Annotated in this window: 23 protein-coding genes; 15 read left to right on the forward strand and 8 right to left on the reverse strand. The window is 41.6% G+C overall.

The annotated features are described in order from the left end of the window. Position 1: 1 nt before the first annotated feature. Positions 2 to 328: an ArsR/SmtB family transcription factor gene (locus OPS28_RS00410; protein ID WP_265607428.1), complete on the reverse strand. Its 327-nt coding sequence runs from the start codon at positions 326 to 328 to the stop codon at positions 2 to 4. A 188-nt stretch (positions 329 to 516) separates the two neighbouring features. Between OPS28_RS00410 and OPS28_RS00415 the strand changes: the two genes are divergently transcribed. From OPS28_RS00415 to OPS28_RS00425, 3 genes are all read left to right on the forward strand, one after another. After that, positions 517 to 858, forward strand: a complete 342-nt coding sequence (locus OPS28_RS00415; RefSeq protein ID WP_265607429.1) for a rhodanese-like domain-containing protein — start codon at positions 517 to 519, stop codon at positions 856 to 858. 79 nt (positions 859 to 937) lie between these two features. After that, the gene (locus OPS28_RS00420) at positions 938 to 1,837 is read left to right on the forward strand and encodes a LysR family transcriptional regulator (protein ID WP_265607430.1); all 900 of its coding nucleotides are present in this window, start codon (positions 938 to 940) and stop codon (positions 1,835 to 1,837) included. A 229-nt stretch (positions 1,838 to 2,066) separates the two neighbouring features. Then, complete coding sequence (locus tag OPS28_RS00425; RefSeq protein ID WP_265607431.1) at positions 2,067 to 3,959, forward strand: putative bifunctional diguanylate cyclase/phosphodiesterase; 1,893 nt, start codon at positions 2,067 to 2,069, stop codon at positions 3,957 to 3,959. Positions 3,960 to 3,983: 24 nt separating this feature from the next. Here the strand turns inward: OPS28_RS00425 and OPS28_RS00430 are convergent, their stop codons facing one another. After that, the gene (locus OPS28_RS00430; RefSeq protein ID WP_265607432.1) at positions 3,984 to 4,589 is read right to left on the reverse strand and encodes an exopolysaccharide biosynthesis protein; all 606 of its coding nucleotides are present in this window, start codon (positions 4,587 to 4,589) and stop codon (positions 3,984 to 3,986) included. A gap of 232 nt (positions 4,590 to 4,821) precedes the next feature. On the opposite strand from OPS28_RS00430, the gene OPS28_RS00435 reads away from it, so the two are divergent. The 10 genes from OPS28_RS00435 (at position 4,822) to OPS28_RS00480 (ending at position 12,969) form a co-directional block, all read left to right on the forward strand. Beyond that, positions 4,822 to 6,153, forward strand: a complete 1,332-nt coding sequence (locus OPS28_RS00435) for a sigma-54-dependent transcriptional regulator (RefSeq protein ID WP_265607433.1) — start codon at positions 4,822 to 4,824, stop codon at positions 6,151 to 6,153. 15 nt (positions 6,154 to 6,168) lie between these two features. After that, the gene (locus OPS28_RS00440) at positions 6,169 to 6,393 is read left to right on the forward strand and encodes a histidine kinase dimerization/phospho-acceptor domain-containing protein (protein ID WP_265607434.1); all 225 of its coding nucleotides are present in this window, start codon (positions 6,169 to 6,171) and stop codon (positions 6,391 to 6,393) included. A 5-nt stretch (positions 6,394 to 6,398) separates the two neighbouring features. Beyond that, positions 6,399 to 7,910 carry a sensor histidine kinase gene (locus tag OPS28_RS00445; RefSeq protein WP_265607435.1) on the forward strand — a complete coding sequence of 504 codons (1,512 nt, stop codon included), beginning with the start codon at positions 6,399 to 6,401 and terminating at the stop codon, positions 7,908 to 7,910. Further along, a complete protein-coding gene (locus OPS28_RS00450) occupies positions 7,900 to 8,352 on the forward strand; it encodes a response regulator (RefSeq protein WP_265607436.1) in 453 nt (150 codons plus the stop codon). Before OPS28_RS00445 ends, OPS28_RS00450 begins: the two co-directional genes overlap by 11 nt. Before the next feature lie 27 nt (positions 8,353 to 8,379). Next, on the forward strand, positions 8,380 to 10,371 hold the full coding sequence (locus OPS28_RS00455) for a response regulator (protein WP_265607437.1): 1,992 nt from the start codon (positions 8,380 to 8,382) through the stop codon (positions 10,369 to 10,371). 175 nt (positions 10,372 to 10,546) lie between these two features. Next, complete coding sequence (locus tag OPS28_RS00460) at positions 10,547 to 10,900, forward strand: DUF883 domain-containing protein (protein WP_265607438.1); 354 nt, start codon at positions 10,547 to 10,549, stop codon at positions 10,898 to 10,900. Positions 10,901 to 10,903: 3 nt separating this feature from the next. Continuing rightward, on the forward strand, positions 10,904 to 11,389 hold the full coding sequence (locus OPS28_RS00465) for a hypothetical protein (protein ID WP_265607439.1): 486 nt from the start codon (positions 10,904 to 10,906) through the stop codon (positions 11,387 to 11,389). A gap of 11 nt (positions 11,390 to 11,400) precedes the next feature. Continuing rightward, entirely contained in the window at positions 11,401 to 11,658 is a 258-nt protein-coding gene (locus tag OPS28_RS00470; protein WP_265607440.1) for a hypothetical protein, read from the forward strand. Positions 11,659 to 11,668: 10 nt separating this feature from the next. Further along, positions 11,669 to 12,226 carry a CC0125/CC1285 family lipoprotein gene (locus OPS28_RS00475; protein ID WP_265607441.1) on the forward strand — a complete coding sequence of 186 codons (558 nt, stop codon included), beginning with the start codon at positions 11,669 to 11,671 and terminating at the stop codon, positions 12,224 to 12,226. 296 nt (positions 12,227 to 12,522) lie between these two features. Then, on the forward strand, positions 12,523 to 12,969 hold the full coding sequence (locus tag OPS28_RS00480) for a ferritin-like domain-containing protein (RefSeq protein WP_265607442.1): 447 nt from the start codon (positions 12,523 to 12,525) through the stop codon (positions 12,967 to 12,969). Between the two features lie 75 nt (positions 12,970 to 13,044). On the opposite strand, the gene yfbR is transcribed toward OPS28_RS00480, so the two are convergent. Beyond that, entirely contained in the window at positions 13,045 to 13,683 is a 639-nt protein-coding gene (gene yfbR, locus OPS28_RS00485; RefSeq protein ID WP_265607443.1) for a 5'-deoxynucleotidase, read from the reverse strand. Between the two features lie 271 nt (positions 13,684 to 13,954). On the opposite strand from yfbR, the gene OPS28_RS00490 reads away from it, so the two are divergent. Further along, the gene (locus OPS28_RS00490) at positions 13,955 to 14,131 is read left to right on the forward strand and encodes a DUF1328 domain-containing protein (protein ID WP_044057346.1); all 177 of its coding nucleotides are present in this window, start codon (positions 13,955 to 13,957) and stop codon (positions 14,129 to 14,131) included. 23 nt (positions 14,132 to 14,154) lie between these two features. Further along, positions 14,155 to 14,349, forward strand: a complete 195-nt coding sequence (locus tag OPS28_RS00495; RefSeq protein WP_265607444.1) for a hypothetical protein — start codon at positions 14,155 to 14,157, stop codon at positions 14,347 to 14,349. Between the two features lie 487 nt (positions 14,350 to 14,836). On the opposite strand, the gene OPS28_RS00500 is transcribed toward OPS28_RS00495, so the two are convergent. The 5 genes from OPS28_RS00500 to OPS28_RS00520 form a co-directional block, all read right to left on the reverse strand. Next, on the reverse strand, positions 14,837 to 15,370 hold the full coding sequence (locus OPS28_RS00500; protein WP_265607445.1) for a hypothetical protein: 534 nt from the start codon (positions 15,368 to 15,370) through the stop codon (positions 14,837 to 14,839). Between the two features lie 65 nt (positions 15,371 to 15,435). Then, positions 15,436 to 17,847, reverse strand: a complete 2,412-nt coding sequence (locus OPS28_RS00505; protein ID WP_265607446.1) for an MMPL family transporter — start codon at positions 17,845 to 17,847, stop codon at positions 15,436 to 15,438. After that, positions 17,837 to 18,718, reverse strand: a complete 882-nt coding sequence (locus OPS28_RS00510; protein WP_265607447.1) for an MlaA family lipoprotein — start codon at positions 18,716 to 18,718, stop codon at positions 17,837 to 17,839. The genes OPS28_RS00505 and OPS28_RS00510 overlap by 11 nt, the downstream gene beginning before the upstream one ends. Positions 18,719 to 18,982: 264 nt before the next feature. Beyond that, the gene (locus OPS28_RS00515; RefSeq protein WP_265607448.1) at positions 18,983 to 19,162 is read right to left on the reverse strand and encodes a hypothetical protein; all 180 of its coding nucleotides are present in this window, start codon (positions 19,160 to 19,162) and stop codon (positions 18,983 to 18,985) included. Between the two features lie 635 nt (positions 19,163 to 19,797). Beyond that, positions 19,798 to 20,511, reverse strand: coding sequence for a BON domain-containing protein (locus OPS28_RS00520; protein WP_265607449.1), 714 nt, complete (start codon positions 20,509 to 20,511; stop codon positions 19,798 to 19,800). Between the last annotated feature and the right edge of the window lie 30 nt (positions 20,512 to 20,541).

Below are 20,541 nucleotides of genomic sequence, written 5' to 3' on the forward strand. Positions count from 1 at the left end.
ATTATGCTATTTGTGTTTGCTCGCAGAAAAAAGAGTAAAGTAAGGCGATGGTTTGTTCAATCCGTCCGTCGGTCAAACTATAGTAGATAACTTGCCCATCACGGCGAGTTGAAACCATCTTAGCTTCACGCAACAGCGCAAGATGCTGCGATAGCACGGGCTGGGTAACCGGAATACGGGTTAACAACTCAGAGACTGATAATTCATTCTCGAGCAATGAACACATCACCATAAGACGTGTTTTATTGGCAAACTGCTTTATGAACTGTTCAGCATTTGATGCGTATTCTAGCATTTCGCTGGTATCAATTGTATTGTCTAATTCCATGATAAAACTCTTCGAAACCTGCACGTATTTCTACTGCGGAAAAATGATCAGCAGCAGGAACTAATAAAACCCACTGTATGAATATTAACCAGACATTTCGTTCGCGATAGGTGGAAAAAATATAAGACGATTCTTATAGTAAAACTTCTCGCAAACCTTTATGGAGAACCGTTTACATGATACTCAACATGCAGCAAAGATTGCAATCTATTTCACCCACTGTTCGTAAAGTCACCGCCAAAGAAGCGGCGAAAGAATGCGCAAAAAACAATGGCACTGTCATTGACGTTAGAGAACCTTCTGAATGTGAAACGTCACCTTCCACTGCAAATATCAATATTCCCAGGGGCGTATTGGAAATGAAAGTAGTCGAACAATTTAAGAACCCGGATCATCCATTTTATATTCATTGTGCCTCAGGTGTTCGCGCTCAGTTAGCTGCGGAACAGTTATTGAAAATGGGGTATACCACGGTGAACGCAATAACGTGCGACATCAAGACGATCGAACACATTAACTTTGCAGAATGAATAATTTGGGAAAACGCTCCCTTATATCTCCTCCTATTGATGTATTCTTTTATAAAGCTCATTACAATTTCATAGTCTTATGCTAAAAGCTACTTTGGAACAATGGCGCATGTTTAAAGCTGTGGTCGAGGCCGGCGGTTTTAATCATGCCGCGGTTCTTGTGAACAAAAGTCAGTCCAGCGTACACCATGCGGTCAATAAACTAGAAGAATCACTCGGTGTGCCCTTATTTGAAAACGATGGGCGTAAGATTAAACTTTCCGAAGAGGGAAAGCTTTTACTTTCTCGGGCCACATGTTTACTTGAGGAAGCGAAAAAGCTTGAGTCCGTGGCTCACGGTCTTCAGCATGGGGTTGAAAGCCAACTTCGTATCGCCGTCGACCTAGTTTTTCCTGCGGATATATTAAATAACGTACTCGATACGGTATCCCAAAAATACCCTTATTTGCGAATAGAATTAATCGAATCCGTTTTAAGTGGCGCCAATTCTTTACTCGATTCCGGCCAGGTTGATCTGGCGATTTGTCCTTTCCCCCACCCGGACGGCTTTACCGAAGAATTATGTAATATTTGTTTTGTCGCCGTAGCCAGCCCTGCCCACCCATTAAATAATCTACGTCCCCCCCTTACCGTCAAAGATCTAAAAACGCATCGTCAAATAGTAGTACGGGATTCCTCCAGCCAAAGAAAAACAGATTCAGGTTGGTTAGGTGCCGAGCAGCGTTGGACAGTAAGTCATATTAGTACGTCAATTGAAATGATAAAAAGCGGGTTAGGGTTTGCGTGGCTTCCGGAACGGTCGATCAAAACGTATTTGGACGAAGGTACATTAGTAAAGCTGCCACTTAAACAGGGGAGTAGCAGGCAAGCCACTCTTCACTTGTGTTTTGAAGATGGCGAGCAACTTGGACCTGCGGCAAGGGAGTTTATCGGCACACTTCGATACGAGTTAATAAAGTTACAAGAAAGGGAAGGTTAATATCAATTCGCAATATACGCATCAGGTTAATGTACAAACATTGCACATTCGCCAAGAACAAGATATAACTACCGCTTCGCCGAATAAAATAATAATAAAGGCACTTTTCATGTTTCCGACCAAACAACAGGACGATGGAGCCACATTAACTTTTGGTTCCTGGAATCGGTTAGTTGTAAAAAATGATATACACAGTCAGCCTTATATGGACATTAGCTGAGAATTTCCTATGTCCGCAAGATTACGCCTTTTAAAAGAAAATAGTCAAATCCGAAAGCGCATGCTGATTGGCTCAGTTGGTCTCACTCTCATCGTAATCTCGATCTTTTCTTATCTCGGCTCAGACATGCTCCTTAACTTGGAGTCCAGAATTGCACAAAGAACTTTCAATAATCAACTGAATGGAATTACCCATGCCATTGCTAAACATCCTGAATGGTTAGATAAAACAAAAAACGATCCCGCTGCGGAACCCATCCCCGCTTATCTTTTACCGGTTCAAAGAGATTTGGTTGCATTGTTCTTAGGTTCTGAAATTTTTTATAGAAGCCAGTCAAACGCATCATCCTTTGCTATAGATTACTCTTCGATAAATCAATCCACTTTGGGTTTTGCGTCAATAAACAATACGCCTGTTTTTGTTAACAGAAAATGGTCTGACAAACTTAAGCAACCTGTTGTTGCTGTTTGGCTTGCAAAAAGCCATCACGTCGCCACAAATCAAATTGTTAATCAATTCACTTTGACGGCAATTCTTACATTTTTAGTCGCTGTCTGGGCTGCTGTGGTTATTTCAGCATTAATTACAAGAAGATTTGAGAAGGCTAATCGCTTATTACAGAAAATGGCGTTAGTGGATTCGTTAACTCATCTTCCGAATAGAAATGCGCTCTTTAACAACCTAAGCCTTTCAGGAAACACAGGGGCAATATTTTTTATCGATCTAGATCGATTTAAAGAAGTCAATGATGTTATGGGACATGATGCTGGCGATAGTCTACTCATCGCCTTTGCCCAGCGTTTAACAGAAATTGCTGGAGAAAAAGTTAACGTCTACAGATACCGCAGTGACGAATTTGTATTATGGCACCCCGATCTGCCCCCAGAGAAGGCCAACCAATGGGCCTTCTCACTGCTTTATCAATCCCGTGACGCCCTAGCCATGCCTGATTATACATTTGAAATAGGCTGCACAATTGGCGTTGCCTGTTTTCCATTACATGGTAACAATATCAGTACGCTGCTTAAGAACGCCGAGAATGCTATGCACCGGGCCAAACAACTTCGTTTAGGGATCGAAATCTATAATGACGAACACGGCTACGATTCAGGCCTGCAAGTCGCCTTACGCAGCCAACTCTACCAGGCATTGCAACAACGCCAGTTCCAACTTTACTATCAACCCAAAGTTAAAATGGACTCGCAGGAGTTGATGGGAGTGGAAGCAATTGTTCGTTGGCACCACCCCGATGAAGGAACATTACTACCCGCTTCGTTTATCGATCTAGTTGAACAAAGCGGTATTATCCACTCATTCACCCGTTATACTGTTGAAGAAGCTGTAAATCAGATAAAACTATGGAGCAAACAAGGTTTTAATGTTCCTGTTTCGGTTAACTTATCTGCTTATAATCTTCTGGATGACGCGTTTATTGGTTTTGTCGAAACGCTCTTGGCACAAACAGGTATATGTCCTAGCCTGCTCGAATTTGAATTAACCGAAAGCGCTACGATGGTCGATATTGATGTGAGTAAGCATATGATAAAGACGTTTAAACAAATGGGCATTAAAACATCAATTGATGATTTTGGCACAGGTATGAGTTCGTTCGCCTATCTGCGCGAATTAGATGTTCAAACTGTAAAACTTGATCGCTCGTTCGTTAAAAACATTCATCAAGGTGAAAAAGATGAGCGTATCGTTGGAGGTATCGTTTCTTTGTGCCGAAGCTTATCCATTGATATTATTGCAGAAGGCGTTGAAACAGCCAAACAAGCGGAAATTTTGCAGGGATTGGATTGTCATTTCGCGCAGGGGTTCTTATTCGGTAAACCTGTACCTTCAGCCTTGTTGCAATCATTATTCCCCTCCCAAAAATTGTTGGCCGTGCAACCCGCTTAAAAAGCGTAATATTGATTGGCAAGGCTAACTTGCCGTTACTACAAACTGATAGCCCGCGGTCGTCAACCCAAACAGAGCCAGTGACAAACCAAGTAGTGCCACAGCGCCATCGTCTGTTGCCATTCCTATTGCCATTATCAAAACGGCAAACGCCGGTATTAACCCCATAAATGGAACGAGTTCCAGCGGTATCATAAAAATTCCACAGCACGCACAGGTCAGCGCAATCAAGATTCTAAATAGGGGCTGGCGAATGAATAACCAGCGCGGAAACAGAAAACGATCTATCTGTAGTGCCGCAGGCTTCATTTTTGTAATACCAGCGTTAAGGGAATCTTTATCAATATTGATGTTTTTTATTGCGGAGGGAAGCCATGGATGACTTTTTGAAAGTAAAACTTGCAAAGAGATAAGAAAAATTGTTATACCAGTAACGGTAGGAATACCCGGGATCGCACCTATCGGCGTAGCGCTAATAAATGCGGGCACAGCTAACATTGGGCCGAATCCGCGACTTTCAGCGAGGCGCAGTAATTCCCCAAAGGCCACTTTTTCATCGCTTCCAGAGGTTTGCATACGACCTAACAATTCGTATAGCGTAAGTGATCGTGTTAAAGTTTCGCTATACATAGAGGATTCCTTGTTTTCCATATGCTGCAAAGTTGTTTGTCTTATCGTGACCAGAAAACGGTAGTTTTGATAGGTTATGCTATTTTCCTGCCATCTATTTGCAAACACGGTCATAACAACATAAGCCCGCACGAGTAGAATGGGCTCCTTAGGAGAAAATAAGTGATCTCAAATACCGTTTCGAATGTACACTTGTCATTCGTAGTTAAAACCATAATAAAAGGAAGTACCTGTGCTAACAGTATTACTCGTTGATGATGATCCAGAGTTCACCGACGTAGCCTGCACAATAATAGAATTCTTAGGTCACGAAGTTTTAACCGCTGGTAATTTACAAGAAGCAAGAGAGTGGCTAGAAAAAGAACAATTCGACCATATTCTACTCGATTTTATGCTTCCCGACGGTAGCGGTGTCCATTTGTTTGAAGAGTTGGATCAACTTGCAAAGCGCCCTCGCGTTACACTCATAACAGGACATCCTTCGGTTAGAGGGATAATCAAAGGCTTATGTGGCCCCAATATTGATTACCTCGTAAAGCCGATTCAACGTGAAGAAATTGAAGCTGTTCTTGAAGGTAGAAAGGCCTCTAAAAGCACGGGCGGTTCCAATATTAAAAAACATTTTGGGCACTTGATTGGTGAATCAGCCCAAATGAAAGAGCTGTATAAGCTAATAGAAAGGGTGAGCCGTACGAGCGCCAACGTTATGTTATTGGGCGAAAGTGGCGTAGGTAAAGAGGTCGTAGCAGAATCTATCCATGAAGCGTCTGAAGTAGAAGGGCCTTATGTGGCGACCAACTGTGGCGCTTTTTCTAAAGAACTCATTGGTAGTGAGTTATTTGGCCATGAAAAAGGCGCGTTTACAGGCGCTGTCGGCAGAAAATCCGGTGTATTTGAACAGGCTGAAGGTGGCACGCTGTTTTTGGACGAAATAACCGAAATGCCCATAGACATGCAACCTAATTTGCTTAGAGTACTGGAAAACAAAGTCGTTATTCGAGTAGGTGGAACTAAAACTATTCCCATCGCGTGTAGAGTTGTATCTGCGACCAACCGGACGATGGAAGAGATAGCAGAAAGCAAAGTTTTACGCGAAGATATCTATTTTCGCTTGGCTGTCTTCCCCATTACTATTCCTCCCCTGCGCGAAAGAAAAGAAGACATTCCGTTGTTAGCGACTTATTTTATTGATGAGTTAAATAAAGAAAATGACACCCGGTTTGAATGGGACGAAAGCCAACTGGATATGCTTACTGCTTATGATTGGCCCGGCAATGTACGCGAATTGCGCCACTTCGTTCATCGCGCTGCCATCATGAGTGACCCGGACAAGACCGAATTAGATTTACCTAAAACTATTGAATCCCCCTTTGCGAAAAAGCAGTCCACCACTCCGGCACTTCAAGCAGGCAGAACAATCGAAGATGTGGAAAAAGAGCTGATTTACGCCACACTTGAAAAAGTCAATGGTAACAAAACGTTAGCTGCTGAAATGCTGGGAATTAGTACGAAAACGCTATACAATCGGTTACACGCTTACGGCGACCTAACAAAAGAAGAATAAAATGAGGGTGGAAACGTGAACGAGAAAGAATTTGCAACAGTTACTGCCTATGTTCACGATGCGAGAAAACCTTTGAACAGGATATCTATGCAGGCAGAATTATTAAAAATGGCAATGCAGGGTGAAATTCCTGCAGATAAGGCACTTGATGCATTGGATAAAATTATCGCCAGTACCAAGGATTGTAGTGATCAGTTAACTAACATGGTAGATACTTTGAGCAGTTCAATAACGGAATAAGTTGTATGAGAAATGGGCTGTTGCAGTCACTGTATAGTTGGATTGCTATTGTGGCGATCGTTATCATTGTTATTACAGGTAATTCCTTTTATGTAATCAGTACACTAGACAATCTGGCAAAGCTTGAAGCCAGATTATTCAATATTACTAAAGTAACTGAATCTATCACCAAACTTCACGTCGCAATATTGCGTACAGAGTCTGGAAAACGTGGCTATCTACTGACTCGAAATGAGCAGTATTTATCTGATTACACTAAAACGCTTAATACGCTCAATGAGCTATTAGAAGAAGTCGGGTATAAATCTCAAGAGCTGGGCGGCAAACAAGATGTTCATATAGATGAGTTGTTATCGCTTAGTAAAGCTAAGCTCAATGATATGATAAGTACTGTTGAATTAGCACGAAATGGCCGCTTTGAGCAGGCAATGGAAATAGTCAACTCAAACCGAAGTTTGATTCTTTATGAAGAGTTTGAGAATACGTACAAAGATGTGCGGCGACGCGTAAATAAGATGCAGAATACGCATTTAAAAAATCTTATAAAACTAAGAAAGGAATCATTTACTACACTGGCAGTTTCTGGCGCGTCAACAGCCCTACTTATCATTTTGATATTCATCCTTTTAAAAATAAACGTTAAAGAAGCCTATCGGCATCAAAAAGAGCTCGAAACCCATAACGAGGAGCTCGAAGAAAAAATTAATCGTAGAACCCAGGAATTACAGGTTTACTCTGACGAGCTTGCACGGAGTAATCGCGAATTGGAAGATTTTGCATTCGTAGCCTCACACGATCTCCAGGAGCCTCTAAGAAAGATTCGTGCTTTTGGCAATCGCCTTGAATCTGGCTATTCCGATGTTATTGATGATCGCGGTCGAGACTTTATGAAGCGTATGCTCAATGCTGCAGAACGCATGTCGATGCTTATCAGAGACTTACTTGCTTTTTCACGCGTTGCCACCCGAGGAAAAGAGTTCGATAAGGTTGATCTCGATAATGTTATCAGCAACGTCAAAAGCGACCTTGAAATTGCCATTGATGAGTCGGAAGCGATAGTAGAGTGTGATAAGCTTCCCGTCATAAACGGCGATCAAAGTCAGCTTGAACAACTGTTTTTGAATTTATTATCAAATGCACTAAAGTTTCGCCAACAAGACCAAGCGCCTTATATCAGCATTAGACTTGAATCACCCGAAGAGGCCGATTTGGAACATGTTTTTAAGTTTGCTGACTACAATTGGGTAAAAATTATTATTAAAGATAATGGCATTGGTTTCGATCAAACCTTTGCAGAAAAAATATTTGCCCCATTTCAACGACTACATGGGCGTAGCGAATACCAGGGTACAGGTATTGGCCTTGCTGTTTGCCGTAGAATTGTAGAACGTCATAACGGTTATATCAGCGCGCAAAGTTCTCCAGGAACTGGTGCCGTGTTTTCAATTGTAATTCCTGTTGACGGTGAACCATTCGCCTCAACTATTGCTAAAGGAGTGACGGAAGATGTCGCGTAACAATGCAACTGCCATCAACATTCTTATGGCTGATGATGACGAGGACGATCGTCTATTAACCATTGATGCACTAAAAGAAAGTCGAGTACTAAACAATTTATACTGCGTAGAAGACGGTGTTGAACTACTTGAGTATTTACGCCGTGAAGGTAAGTATAGTGACCCGAAAGACTCCCCTCGTCCGAGCCTGATCTTGCTAGACCTGAATATGCCTCGCAAAGACGGCCGAGAAGCGTTGGAGGAAATGAAAAAAGATCCTGCTCTTCGAAGTATTCCCGTAGTGATTTTAACTACGTCGAAAGAAGAGGAAGACATGCTCAGAGGTTATGACCTGGGTTGCGCTTCGTATATTACCAAGCCCGTCAATTTTGAAGGATTAGTAGAGTTGATGAGGGCATTGGGTAAGTATTGGATAGAGTTCGTTGAGCTTCCGCACGACTAATTTTTATTATTTAGGCTATAACTTGTTGTGACTGATATCATTCGGGTTCTTCTGATTGAAGATGATGAAGACGATTATTTTTTGACTGCTGACTACCTTTCTCAGTGTGAAAATCCACGTTTTCAACTGAGTTGGGTAACCAACGGCGACGATGCCTTAGCAGCATTAAAAAAGAGACCGTTTGACATTTGCCTGCTCGATTACATTCTCGGTCCTGAAAACGCAATGGACGTGCTGGAAAACCTTAAGAAAAATGGGATTTCAGTCCCAGTTGTTATCCTGACTGGGCAATCCGATGCACAGGTTGATGATATGGTCATGCGAGCGGGAGCCGCTGATTACCTGACCAAAACCGAAATCGATACCCCGCGTTTTATGCGTACTATGCGTTACGCGATGGTTCGGAGTGAGATAGAAAATGAGCGTATTGAGCGCCATAAAGTTGAGCAGCAAAATAAAGCGAAAGATAAGTTTCTTGCCCATTTAGGGCACGAGTTGCGTACGCCTCTTACCTCGATTCTAGGATATACCGAGCTGCTGCTAGATGATGAAAAGAGTGAAAAAATTCAGCAGGAATTATCAATTATTCATACTAATGGTAAGCATCTGCTAAGTTTGCTGAATGATCTGCTGGATATGTCGCGCATCATGGCAAATAAGCTTGAACTTTCGCCTCGAACCATTCATTTCTGCCCATTTATGACAGATGTGCACTCATTAATGAATTTGGCTGCGAAAGATAAAGGTCTCGCACTTACAATCAAATCAAAAACATTAGTCCCAGAGCAAATTTTCACTGACCCTACCCGCTTACGACAGGTATTAATAAATTTGATAAGCAACGCTGTTAAATTTACCGATTCGGGCAAGATTATAGTGACTGTCTCGCTACGAGAAGGAAAGGGACTGATGTCTCCGCCTAAATTGCAGTTTGATGTGGAAGATACAGGTATCGGTATGCTTCCCGATAAATTGGAGTCCATCTTCCAGCCGTTTGAGCAAATTGAAGATGTCATGCGAGCGAACCATGGTGGTGCTGGTCTTGGCTTAGCCATCAGTCGAGAGTTGGTACATAAGATGGGCGGAGAACTCACGGTAACCTCTAGTTTTGGAGAAGGCAGTAAATTTTCCTTCAGTATCCATCCAGGTGCGCTGAACGAAGATAAGCTGGAACAATTAACCCTGGCATCCCCCCAAGCTTCCATTACTGATAATCCCAATCTTCACGTCTCAGGTCGAGTCCTTATTGTAGATGACCTCAGGGAAATAAGAAGATTGACCGGTCACCTGGTCAGTCAATGCCGAGCGACCGTGGGTTACGCTGAAAATGGGGTTAAAGCGCTAGAGTCTGTCCTTATTGCAGAGAAAGAAGATCACCCTTATCACCTTGTTTTGATGGACATTCATATGCCCGTCATGAATGGTATTGATGCATTAAACGCGTTGCGCAGGCATAACTGTAATGTTGCTGTCGTTGCCATTACTGCGGCAAGCCGAAAAGGGTTGAAACAGTCATTACTCGATCAGGGATTTGACGATGTGATTGGCAAACCCATCGATAAAACAGAATTATTAACGGTATTAGATAAATATCTCATTCGTACTAATGGCCCAAGCCGAGAAACGGAAGAAAGAGATAGTTTGATTCAAAGACATTTGCCCAAAGATAATGCAAGCCAACGTAAAAAGGTTCTGGTGGTCGAAGATGACTTTGACGCATCGGAATTGATGCAGTTACTTCTCACTCATCAGGGACATGATGTGATGATTGCAAACAGCGGCGAAGAAGCAGTTAAAACGCTTCAAGAATCGAGTTTTGACTATGTTCTGTTGGATCTTACTTTACCAGATACCGATGGGTACACCCTTGCGAAGAAAATTAAAACGTTACAAGGAGATATTTGCATTGTCATTGTAAGTGGATACGAGCCTGATCATGAAAAAATGTCGGAACTTGGTATTGAAGAAGCAATGATTAAACCCGTTAGCAAGGAAATGTTGGCCGATTTAATTCACTGAATTTGTTTACGAAATTATTACATGTCTGCGGAACTTTTTACCCGTCCTCCCCCCTCTCATTAACTCTACATTAAATAAATTCAATAATATCATAAGCTTAAAATCCTTGATTTAATGGTATGTGCTTTGCAGTGTTCCCCGTGCATTCGCAAATCATTAATCAAGGAGATTTTTTATGGCTACGCACTCAACGCATTCTTCTACACCTGGTTCTTCTAACCCAGGCAATGTTGCCGGAGATGCACGGGCAAACGGTATTGCAGATTCTTCTCACCCCGTCACAGATAAGCTTAAGGATACTCTTCACAGCTCTGTGGACAAATTAGCAGGTTCAGCTGGACGAGCGGAAGAAAACCTACGTAAATCAGCACACGACTCAGCAGAAAACTGGGAAAAACGCAAAGGTGAAGCTGAGCAGAAGTGGCAAAGTTCGTCAATTCGTAAATATGCTATTGAAAACCCTCTCACTACAGCGGGTATTGCTTTTGCAGCAGGAATGTTACTTACCTCTATATTCCGTAGTAAATAAAAGATGGTAGATTCTAATCCTCAGCTTAATAAAACGCCCTATTCAGCTGATGTAAAAGATCCGTATTGCCCGTCCAGTGAAACTGGGCGGGCAAGCGATTGTAGGGAAGAAAAGTCCTTGTATGATGAGGCTTCTATTACTCGCACAATCGAAGTAGCGAAAAATGCATTTGAATTGAAAAAGAAAGAATTTGCAGCAGTAGGAGAAGTTGTTGCTGCAGAGACGGAGCTTGTCAAAAAGTCCACTATAGTAACCATTGCATCTCTCGCCGCTGCTTTTATCTTTTCCTGTTTTAGCTGGATAGCACTTAATATTATTCTCGCTTTAGGTCTGGTTGATCTCGGAGTCCACTATCTTTTATCTGGGACAATTGTATTTTTGCTTAACGTCAGTGTAGTGATATTCGCATTAGTGGTTGCAAAAAATACCTATAAACGAATTTCTCTGCGGCCCATTTTTGAAGCTTTGTTTGGCAATGCAGAAAATTAAGGGATTTATCTATGAGTATGTTCATAAATAAAGAGCTCTCTGCGGTAACAAGTTCGCATCAGCATTATGTTATAGCGAAACGTAAGAGCAAATCAGCGACACAACAGTTAAAAATTAATAGTAAGTTATTAATCGCCTCGCCCATTGGTCTCCTGACGTTTTTCAGCATTGGAGCATTTAAAGGAGCGACAACTGACCACCCTCCCTCCAGGAGAAGACAGGCCATCGGTATTTTTTTACGCGGGTTGATAACGAAGTTCTTATTTTGAGGGGTAATGTATGTTGGAGCGGAAGTCTATAACTCACTTTACTTATTTTCTAAGTAGTGCCATTTTTGTACTGACGCTCTCACTCGCTTGCACGGCCGTTCCAAGTGCTGTTCCCACTCCCTATAAAGCCGCCGTTACGCCTGATGGATACGGATATTCCAGCAGTCAACTTTCAAATAACGAATACCGAATAAAGTTTAAAGCGACGGAAAAAACCTCTGCAGACATCGTACAAGAGTATGCATTAAGAAGGGCGGCTGAATTAGCTCGCCAATACAATTACGACTGGGTAACAATTGTAAAAACAGATGTCGAGAAAAAGCAGGGTCACGGTAAGACAGTTGTTAGGAGCAAACAAAACAACAATATAAAGGTATTCCAAGATCAGCAATGTACTATGTCTGGGTGCGAAGAAGTTGCACAGCCATTCGTTGAAAGTGAAGATGATATCGAAGTCAGAAACGTGCCCATGTCTAATATTCATTATTCGATGATTGTACGAATGAGTCAGACCAAACCCGGTTCGAAGGCATTCAACGTCCACGAATTATTAAACCCAAATGATTAAAAAACAAACAACCTCAGTGATTAACATGGATTTAGTATTAGACAGGCAATTATCTAATTATTCAGAAACCCGTTCATAATGTGTAAACGATAAATTTTTACAAAAATTTCGTAAAAATTGCTACTTACCGTCTGCATATTATCCTCCACTGTTCGCTTAGCAACTTAACTTCATGATATATAACAAAAAAATAATGCATTAAACTTAAGTAATTGAATTATTTCGGGTATATAGCGTGCAGTATAGTAATCGAACTCTTTTTTATTTCCTGTTTCATTGTTTTAAGGAGAATAGTCGTGAAACATCGAACTCCTGGTATCAATAGAATTTTCGATATCATAAAAGTACTTAAAAGTGGTATTAAGTTTTACCAAGACAGCATAGCGAAGCTCAATGATCCTAAAACCAAATCATTTTTTAACCGTATGATAGTAGAAAAAAAAGAAGCCGTTAATGCGTTGCAACCATTCGTCTTAACTGAACAGGGAGTTGAAGAAACCCAAGGCGAGATAGGTATCAAAGTGCGTAACATGTATACCAAGGTGCTCGGTGCTTTGAGCAGCAAAAAAGAGCAGCCATATTTAGAACAATTGGAAGAAGTAGAAGATAAAGTGCTCGATTCGATCGACGAGGCGCTGGACGTTGACCAACCCCCACGCTGTGCTGCCGAATTAAGACGCATCCGAACTCGTATGCTGCAATGCTTTGATGAAATGAAAACACTACAAAGCATGCCAGTCTGACGTTTTTCATTGCACTCGCATTTACATGAAATTGTGGGTGCAGCCAAGTTTGAATTCTACCGCTTCAGAGTGGGATTAAAGATGGACGTCATTAGAGCGTGTTACCCAGTTCATATCCCTCGTTTGTTCATCCAGTGTACCTTTTGCATCTTCCAGGAAAATCTGACAAAAATAGTCCACACTCTTGTACTGCTCTCGATACGACCTAAGCTGGACATCCATTTCTTGCATGGCGTTTGAAAATTCAGAATTTGATTTTGATAGTTCATAATCGCATTTGAGATAAGCACACAGGACATCCGCGGCTTTTGCCAACTTTACATGCATGTCTTGTTTATCTTGTTCTATTAATGGTTTGTAGCGTTCCTGCAACGATTCTGGCAACGTTTTAATGAGCATTCCTTCGAATCGTTTTTCCAGTTTTTTTATGGCCGAAGTGGTTTCGGGATCATGATATTTCACCGGACTGGGGATATCACTCATACCTGCAATTTCACTTCCTTCATGAAATATAGCCATACTCGCCACCCTATCAGGATCGATATTTTCCCCGAATATGTCTGCCGCTATAGCACCTAACATATGTGCAATTACTGCAGCCTCATAGATGTGAGTGGACAACATTTCCTCTTGAAACTGCGCCATCAATGGCCATCTTTTCACGTTTCTTGCTCGCTGCATAAGGCCAATAAACGCAGAATGATCTTTTGCCATAATAGTATTGCCTCTAGATTGATAACCTTGGTGTATTATATCAATAATTTACAAAGGCTTTTATGTATTATATTTTCTTTACTAATTTTTACAGCCCTACCAACAGCTTACCCCGTGTAAAAAATGCAAGATTAAATGTAATTAATTATTGCGCGTTGAAGACCCCCTTTCTCTACATCAAAAAATACCCTTTTATTTCATGGAGTTATAGTGTGGCACAAAAAACGCATAAGTCTTTATGACATTAAACGGAATCAATAAGGGGATTACCATGTTAGGTTGGGCAATTACATTCTTTATCATCGCCATTATTGCCGCAGTTTTTGGTTTTGGCGGTATCGCCGGCGCAGCAACTGGCATCGCTCAGTTTTTATTCTTTGTTTTCGTCGCATTACTAGTAATATCACTGGTAGCCAATGCGCTTCGAGGCAAATCACCTAAAGTCTAAGCTTGGAAAAGGAGAAAGGACATATGATTTCTTATAAAGCATTTTTGAAAACATTATTAGTAGCAGGTTTTGCTATGTCGATGGCAGCCTGTGATGAAGGCCCTGCTGAAGACGCTGGTGAAGAACTGGATGAAGTAGTAACAGATGCCGGCAATGCAGTTGAAGATGCCTGTGAAGATGCTAAAGAAGGCATGGATGCAGAGGATGAAGATTGCTAGAAATAGCATATTTTCTAAAGCCAGGAACGAATACTTCCTGGCTTTTTTGTATGTGTAGTTAGCAATTATTCAACCTTCCGCCTCTCTTCCATACGTTATTTGTATAAAGGCTAGGCGAAGCTGGCCCGTTCCGCTTCAGGAAAATCCACGTCAACGAAACAGTCTGGGGGTATGCCTACATTACAGTTACAGCTATGAATGCAATTGTATCCACTTCCATTTATGTGTAACCAGTTGAGAAATAAAAATAATTCGTTCCATCAGGTTGGTATAGCTAAGTAGATGCAGCAATGCGTGAGTCGGTCGAGCTAATTCCAATTGGACTGTGTGAACTCTTCAATTATTATCACAGTCCGTGTCTTCCGGTTTTTACCTGCGCAACTCACGTCAATTTAAGTCCTCCCTTATTCAACACCCTGGCATCTTCGCGGTGAAAGTACCTGCAAGGTAAGCGAGCAAAGACTATTTCGAATTAGTGTGTTAGACATCAGGTGGGGGAAACGCAACGTGTCGCTCGATTACTAAAAAAGGATAAAGATAGGATGATTGTGGGAAGTATTTTCACGAAAATATATTGAGTCCAATGCCGTTCATATTCAACTATCTTTTCCAGCTGCTGGCACGTCCAATGAAGGAAAAACGCTAAAGCCAGTAATAAGTAATAAGTAATAAGTAATAAGATACTTGCTGCAATAATCACAGCTACCGGATAAATCAGGTTACCAGCCAGATCCAGCTGGCTATATTTAATCACTAGAATGGGCCCTTCGAGCACCAACGCAATAACCAGGACACTTACGAAACGCGTAACGGTGCGTCGAATAGACCAAATCAGACCAATGTCCTCGTCGCCTTTTCCTAGATACTCTTTAAAGATACTTATTGACAACTCATAGGTGGCTAAAGCAATGAAGAGGTCCTTAATGCTACGAATTATCCCTGTGACAAATTGTTCATCGGTTCGCAGCGCTTCGCTAAAGTGATAGATAGCCATACCAACCATTGAGTAGAAAACTATCATGAACGATATAGCAAAAAATGACGCCGTGGCTTTGCGGATCCATTTATTCTAACCCAGCACTATTTTTAACGCTCTTTTTTATCGGCTACTAACCAATTCAATAGTGCTGGCAGTAGCGTTACGTCAGTAATCAACGCCATTAACATCGCCGTGGCGGTAAGAAGACCAAAGTACACACTGGGTAGGAAATTGGAAAAACCAAACAAAGAAAAGCCAATAGCAATTATCGTGGTGGTGAAAACAATGGCCAACCCAGTGTGGCCAAATGCGTTGTCACTGGCATTTTGTGCTTGAAGATGAGCCGCATCGGCTCGTTTTTTGCCTTGCAAGTAGGCGTGGAGAAAATGGATAGTATCATCAACCGCTATCCCCATTGCAATCGCAGCAATTGTTATAGTCATGATATCCAGGGGAATACCTACCCAGCCAATTACGCCTAAAATGCCCAAGGTAGTAAGAATATTTGGCACTAAGGCGATAAGGGCAATTTTCAGGGAACGGAAAATGGCAAGAAGTACTAGGCCGAGTACGACATAAACTATCCCCAGGGTTTTGATTTGAGAATCAAATAAACGCGATAGAATATCCTGATATAAAATAAATAAATTGGTAAAAGTAAAATTCTGCGGCTCCAACCCCACTGATGTTAAATCGCTGGTAAGGTTATCTACAAACGTTTCTCGGTCTAGTCCTTCAGTAGTATCCTGAATGCGTATTGATACTCTCATCTGGTTAGATTCGGCTGAGTAATACGCGCCCACTAATTGATTAACAACCTGCTTATCTAGTAAATGATAAATTGTGGTTAGTTCGTATTCTGTTAAAGGAATACCCTCGTTAAGTTTCTTCGCCAGCCTGGTAAAATTGACCACAGATGTCACGCTACCTGTGGCTTCAAACGCTTCAATTGCCCCCTGCACTAATTGCAGCCGAGCGACACTATCCGCTGTCAACTCTAGCTGCTCACTCTGATTAGTTTCTTTGATGTCGATAATCACATCGAGGGGGGTAGAACCACCGAACTCTTTATCGATAAAAGCGAGCTCCTGGTGTACTTGCGTGTCTTTGTCGAAATAGTCAATAAATGAATTTTCTACGTCTAATCGAGTTATACCAAAAGCGATTCCCACTGCAACTATTAAACTAATCAGTACAACGGTTTTAGGGATAGCTAAATTCATTTTTTTCAACCCATTGAGAATATGTTTTATGAACATAAAATCGTGAGTTTCTTTTGTTTTCGGTAGTAAACAAAGAAGAGATGGGAATAGCAGCAAAGCAACGGACATGGTCACTAACATGGCCACTAACATCATCCACCCGAAAGCCACAACCGGTTGTAATCCACTGAATATTAATGAGCCAAAACCGACGGATGTGGTTAAAGTGGCAAAAAAGCATGGACTGAGTTTATCATCCAGAGTCGCCACTACTCTCTCACGCTGCGAAAGGGAGTGGTCTTCTCGACTAATATCGCGATAACTGCCAATCAAATGAATCATTACAGCCAACGTTAGTATAAGCTGCAATGCAACGAAGTTCGCAGAGATGACGGTTGTACGCATATCAAGCATACCGAAAATGCCCATTGTTATCACTACGCTTACTGCGCAGGCGAACAATGGGAAGAGGACCCATTTAAGGGAGCGATACAAAATTAAAAGCAATAACGCGATGACGCCTGCTATAGCTGTACCGAAGCTAACTAAATCGGATTTTATAATTTCAATTAAATGCTGACCTACAACATACGAGCCCCCAATGAAGGTTTCTGCTCGCCCCTCTACTTCACTGGCTATTTTCTCTATTTGAGCAATCTCTTTTTGGCGCTGTTCAGTGAGCTGCTGCTTAATAGGATCGGCTCGGTCTTTCAATTTTTCTAACGCTAATTGCTCATCTTCCGTAAGCTCTCTTTCCAATAATTTTGCTTGAATCTCTGTCATCTGAGATTCAATTTTCCTTAGCTCTTCATTCGGTTTAAAAACGATTTGAATGGCAGTAGCGGTTTCTTGCCGGTTAATTAGTAAATCAGTGAAGATAGGATGACCACTAATCAATTGCTTCATTTGTTCAGGAGAATAGCGTTGTTTTTCCCACGTTAAAGAGCTGACTTCGGTTCCTCCAGTCAATGCATCAGCATCCTCAATAAGTGGTACCGTAAGAATAGACGTCACCGCTTCAACCCTTTCGAGCTTACGTAAAGACTGAGATAAGCTACTTAAGTCTTGAAAAGTTGTTTCGCTAAATACCTCATGTTGCGGCTTATAAGCCAGCAATATAAACTCATCCGGGGAAAAACGCTGGTTCGCTATCTGGGTTTGAATATAAAGTTTGTTGTCTTTGACTAATAACGTTTCGGCTGAGGCATCGATTTTAAATTGAGTGACAAAGTACCCCGTCACCGCTAGTACAGCAGTGAATAGTAAGATAAATAGCCACCTGAAAGTGACAATAGCGTGTGCGATTTTATTCGTCATTTTGTTTTTCTTGGTATTTAAAAAGTTCGTCCCTACGCTGTCCCTGAATATATTGATTTCTAAAATAAATGTAGGGATCGCTCGCACTGTTATATATTTGCTGATAGGTCTCAGACTGGTTTGAGAAATCGTCAAAGCCATCAAAGGTACGAAGCTGATATGACTCGGGTGGCTCAGTTATCTGATTTATCGGGTGAAGAAAACCTTCAGTTAAAGTAGAAAAGCCCCCCCTTACGTCACTGGGGCCTAGGATGGGTAGCACTAAATATGGACCGGGGGAGATATCATAACGTCGTAATGTATCTGCTATGGTTTGTTTTTTCTCGGTGATCGCAAACCAATCGGTAGCTGGGTCAAACAGCCCTAATAGGCCGATGGTAGAATTAATAAGGAAACGGCCAACATTATTACCAGCCGCTTCAAGTTCGCCCGCAAATACGTTATTAATAAAGTTGAGTGGTTCTCGAATATTATCGAAGGCATTCCCTATTTTATCTCTGACCACTTCTGGTACAACGTATCGATAACCATTTGTCGTGGGAATTAAAACGTGTTCGTATACAGCGTGATTGAAACCAAACATCGTGCGATTAAAGCCTTCCCAGGGATCGTGATAATACTTTTCTTTATCAACGCTCTCTTTTCTTTGCGCATCGGTAACTGCAACTACTGTAGGCTCTACCCTAACCTCTCCCTGACTGGTAGTGATAGTAACTGTCTTACCTTGGCTTAATTCGTTTACCTGACGATTTTGGTTTGGCTGACTACTTTGTTCTTGCGGGGGAGAAAGCTGTTCAGGCTCAGAAGGCGACGCACAACCCAATAGAGCCACTATGAAAATATTTATAAGTCCTTGCCGAAGTAAATGCATAAATATTTTTCCCCGTACATTTTTGCCGTCAACAGAGCCATATATGACAAAGGCAGGTTAGACGTTAACTTTAATTTTTATACTAATTTGGTTCTATTAAGATTACATGCACTTGAACTTAAAGCGCTATTCTTACCGAAATTTGTCTTGTTTAGCGCACACTATCGTTCTTTAGGAAATACTAAAATACTCAACCTTGCGAAAATGAGAAGAATGCGAGCAAGGGGGGTTGGGGCGATATGTCCCCTGCCCGCACACTTTTAGTTACTGGTTTACTTGTTTGGCCATCCAATTACTATATAAAAGTTCCGTATTACCTTGTATAGGTGTGTCTTGCTTGTTGTCTTTATAGCGATCAAACCAGTTAAACACCGGTTGGTTTTGCAGGTATCTTTCGAATCGGTTACTTGGTTGCGGTGACATTTTTTTCTTAAACAACTTCATATCGTGAAATCCTTCCTAATCACATTACTTGATATAGCGTTATCAGTTACTCAGATATATTCAATTATTGAACCAAGATAGCCACAAATTACACATAATTAATAAAAGCATTTAGTATCAGCAATTTACGCAACATTAAAGAGGGGGGATATTGAAGATCATGATAGGTGCCAATATAACCATTTCTTACATAAAAGTAATTTTTACATGATGTTCCCTACTCTTCACGGTAGGCAGAATTTCTATAGTAGTACCACGATGATCGTGGGTAGCATTATTGAACGTAATGAGTAATAAGTAATAAGTAATAAGTAATAAGTAATAAGCAATCTTTAGCGTTCGACTGCTCCCCTCGCCTACTAGCCATTATATTGCGTAATTTTGAGCGTATTTTTAAAGCGGCTCTTATTTACTCATTCGTTCACACATTACGAAATCAGTGGCGCGCGTTTCCCCCCGCCCACCACGTCAAATGAGACGCAACTGATGTGAGCAAGCAACTAGGAATTGCCAATCTTTTAAGGCTATTTTAAAGATGAAGGCAAAAACAAAGAGAGATGGTCCGGGGTACAGGCCATAAAAAAGGTGCAGAAGCACCTTTTCACTTTAGAACATGGTTTGTTCGTGCACAGACATTACTTCTGCATTGCAGTCTGCCGTGTCAATTCCATATTGTCTTCAACATCTCTGACGTCGTCTGCATTGCGGGCAATCTCTACTGCCAACTGACGTTCAGCATCTGAATCAACATTTCCTGAAAGTGTGACATTGCCGTCCTTGACGTCTACATCAATGTCAAAGCCTGAAATATCGGAATCCATTAGCAAACGTGTTTTGACTACCGTAGCTATTTTAGCGTCAGTCAACGCGCTGACTCCCTCATCAACTTCATCTTCAGTCTCACGAGCAAGTTCATCTGTTTCTTCGTCAACCTCGTCTGTGGCGTTATCAACCTTGTTTTCGACTTTGTAGTCTTGGTCTTCACTGATGTCTTTGGAGGCTAACATGCGTTCGTTTTCGCGCTCCAACTTATCCGCGTCTGTAGTCGGTTTTTCAACTACGGCTAACTGATTTTCAACATCAGTTACGCCATCAATGTTTCTAACCAACTCTTCAGCCAGTTTTTTCTCGACGGAATTGTCCACCTTCCCGGTGAGGATTACTTTGCCATTTTGAACATCTGTATTTATGTCGAAAGAATCCAAATTGCCATTAAATAGTAAAGTGGCCTCTGCCTTACCATCTATCCAAGCGTCCTTTGCACTCTCTTCCCAGGTGTTGTCACCTGCTGCTACAACGGAAGTCGACAAAGTACCAGCTACAATCAACGATAGTATTGAACGTTTCATAACTAGCTTCTCCTTTTATTAAAGCTGTGA

Source organism: Alteromonas sp. ASW11-130 (genome assembly GCF_026183735.1).
Classification (GTDB): Bacteria; Pseudomonadota; Gammaproteobacteria; order Enterobacterales; family Alteromonadaceae; genus Alteromonas.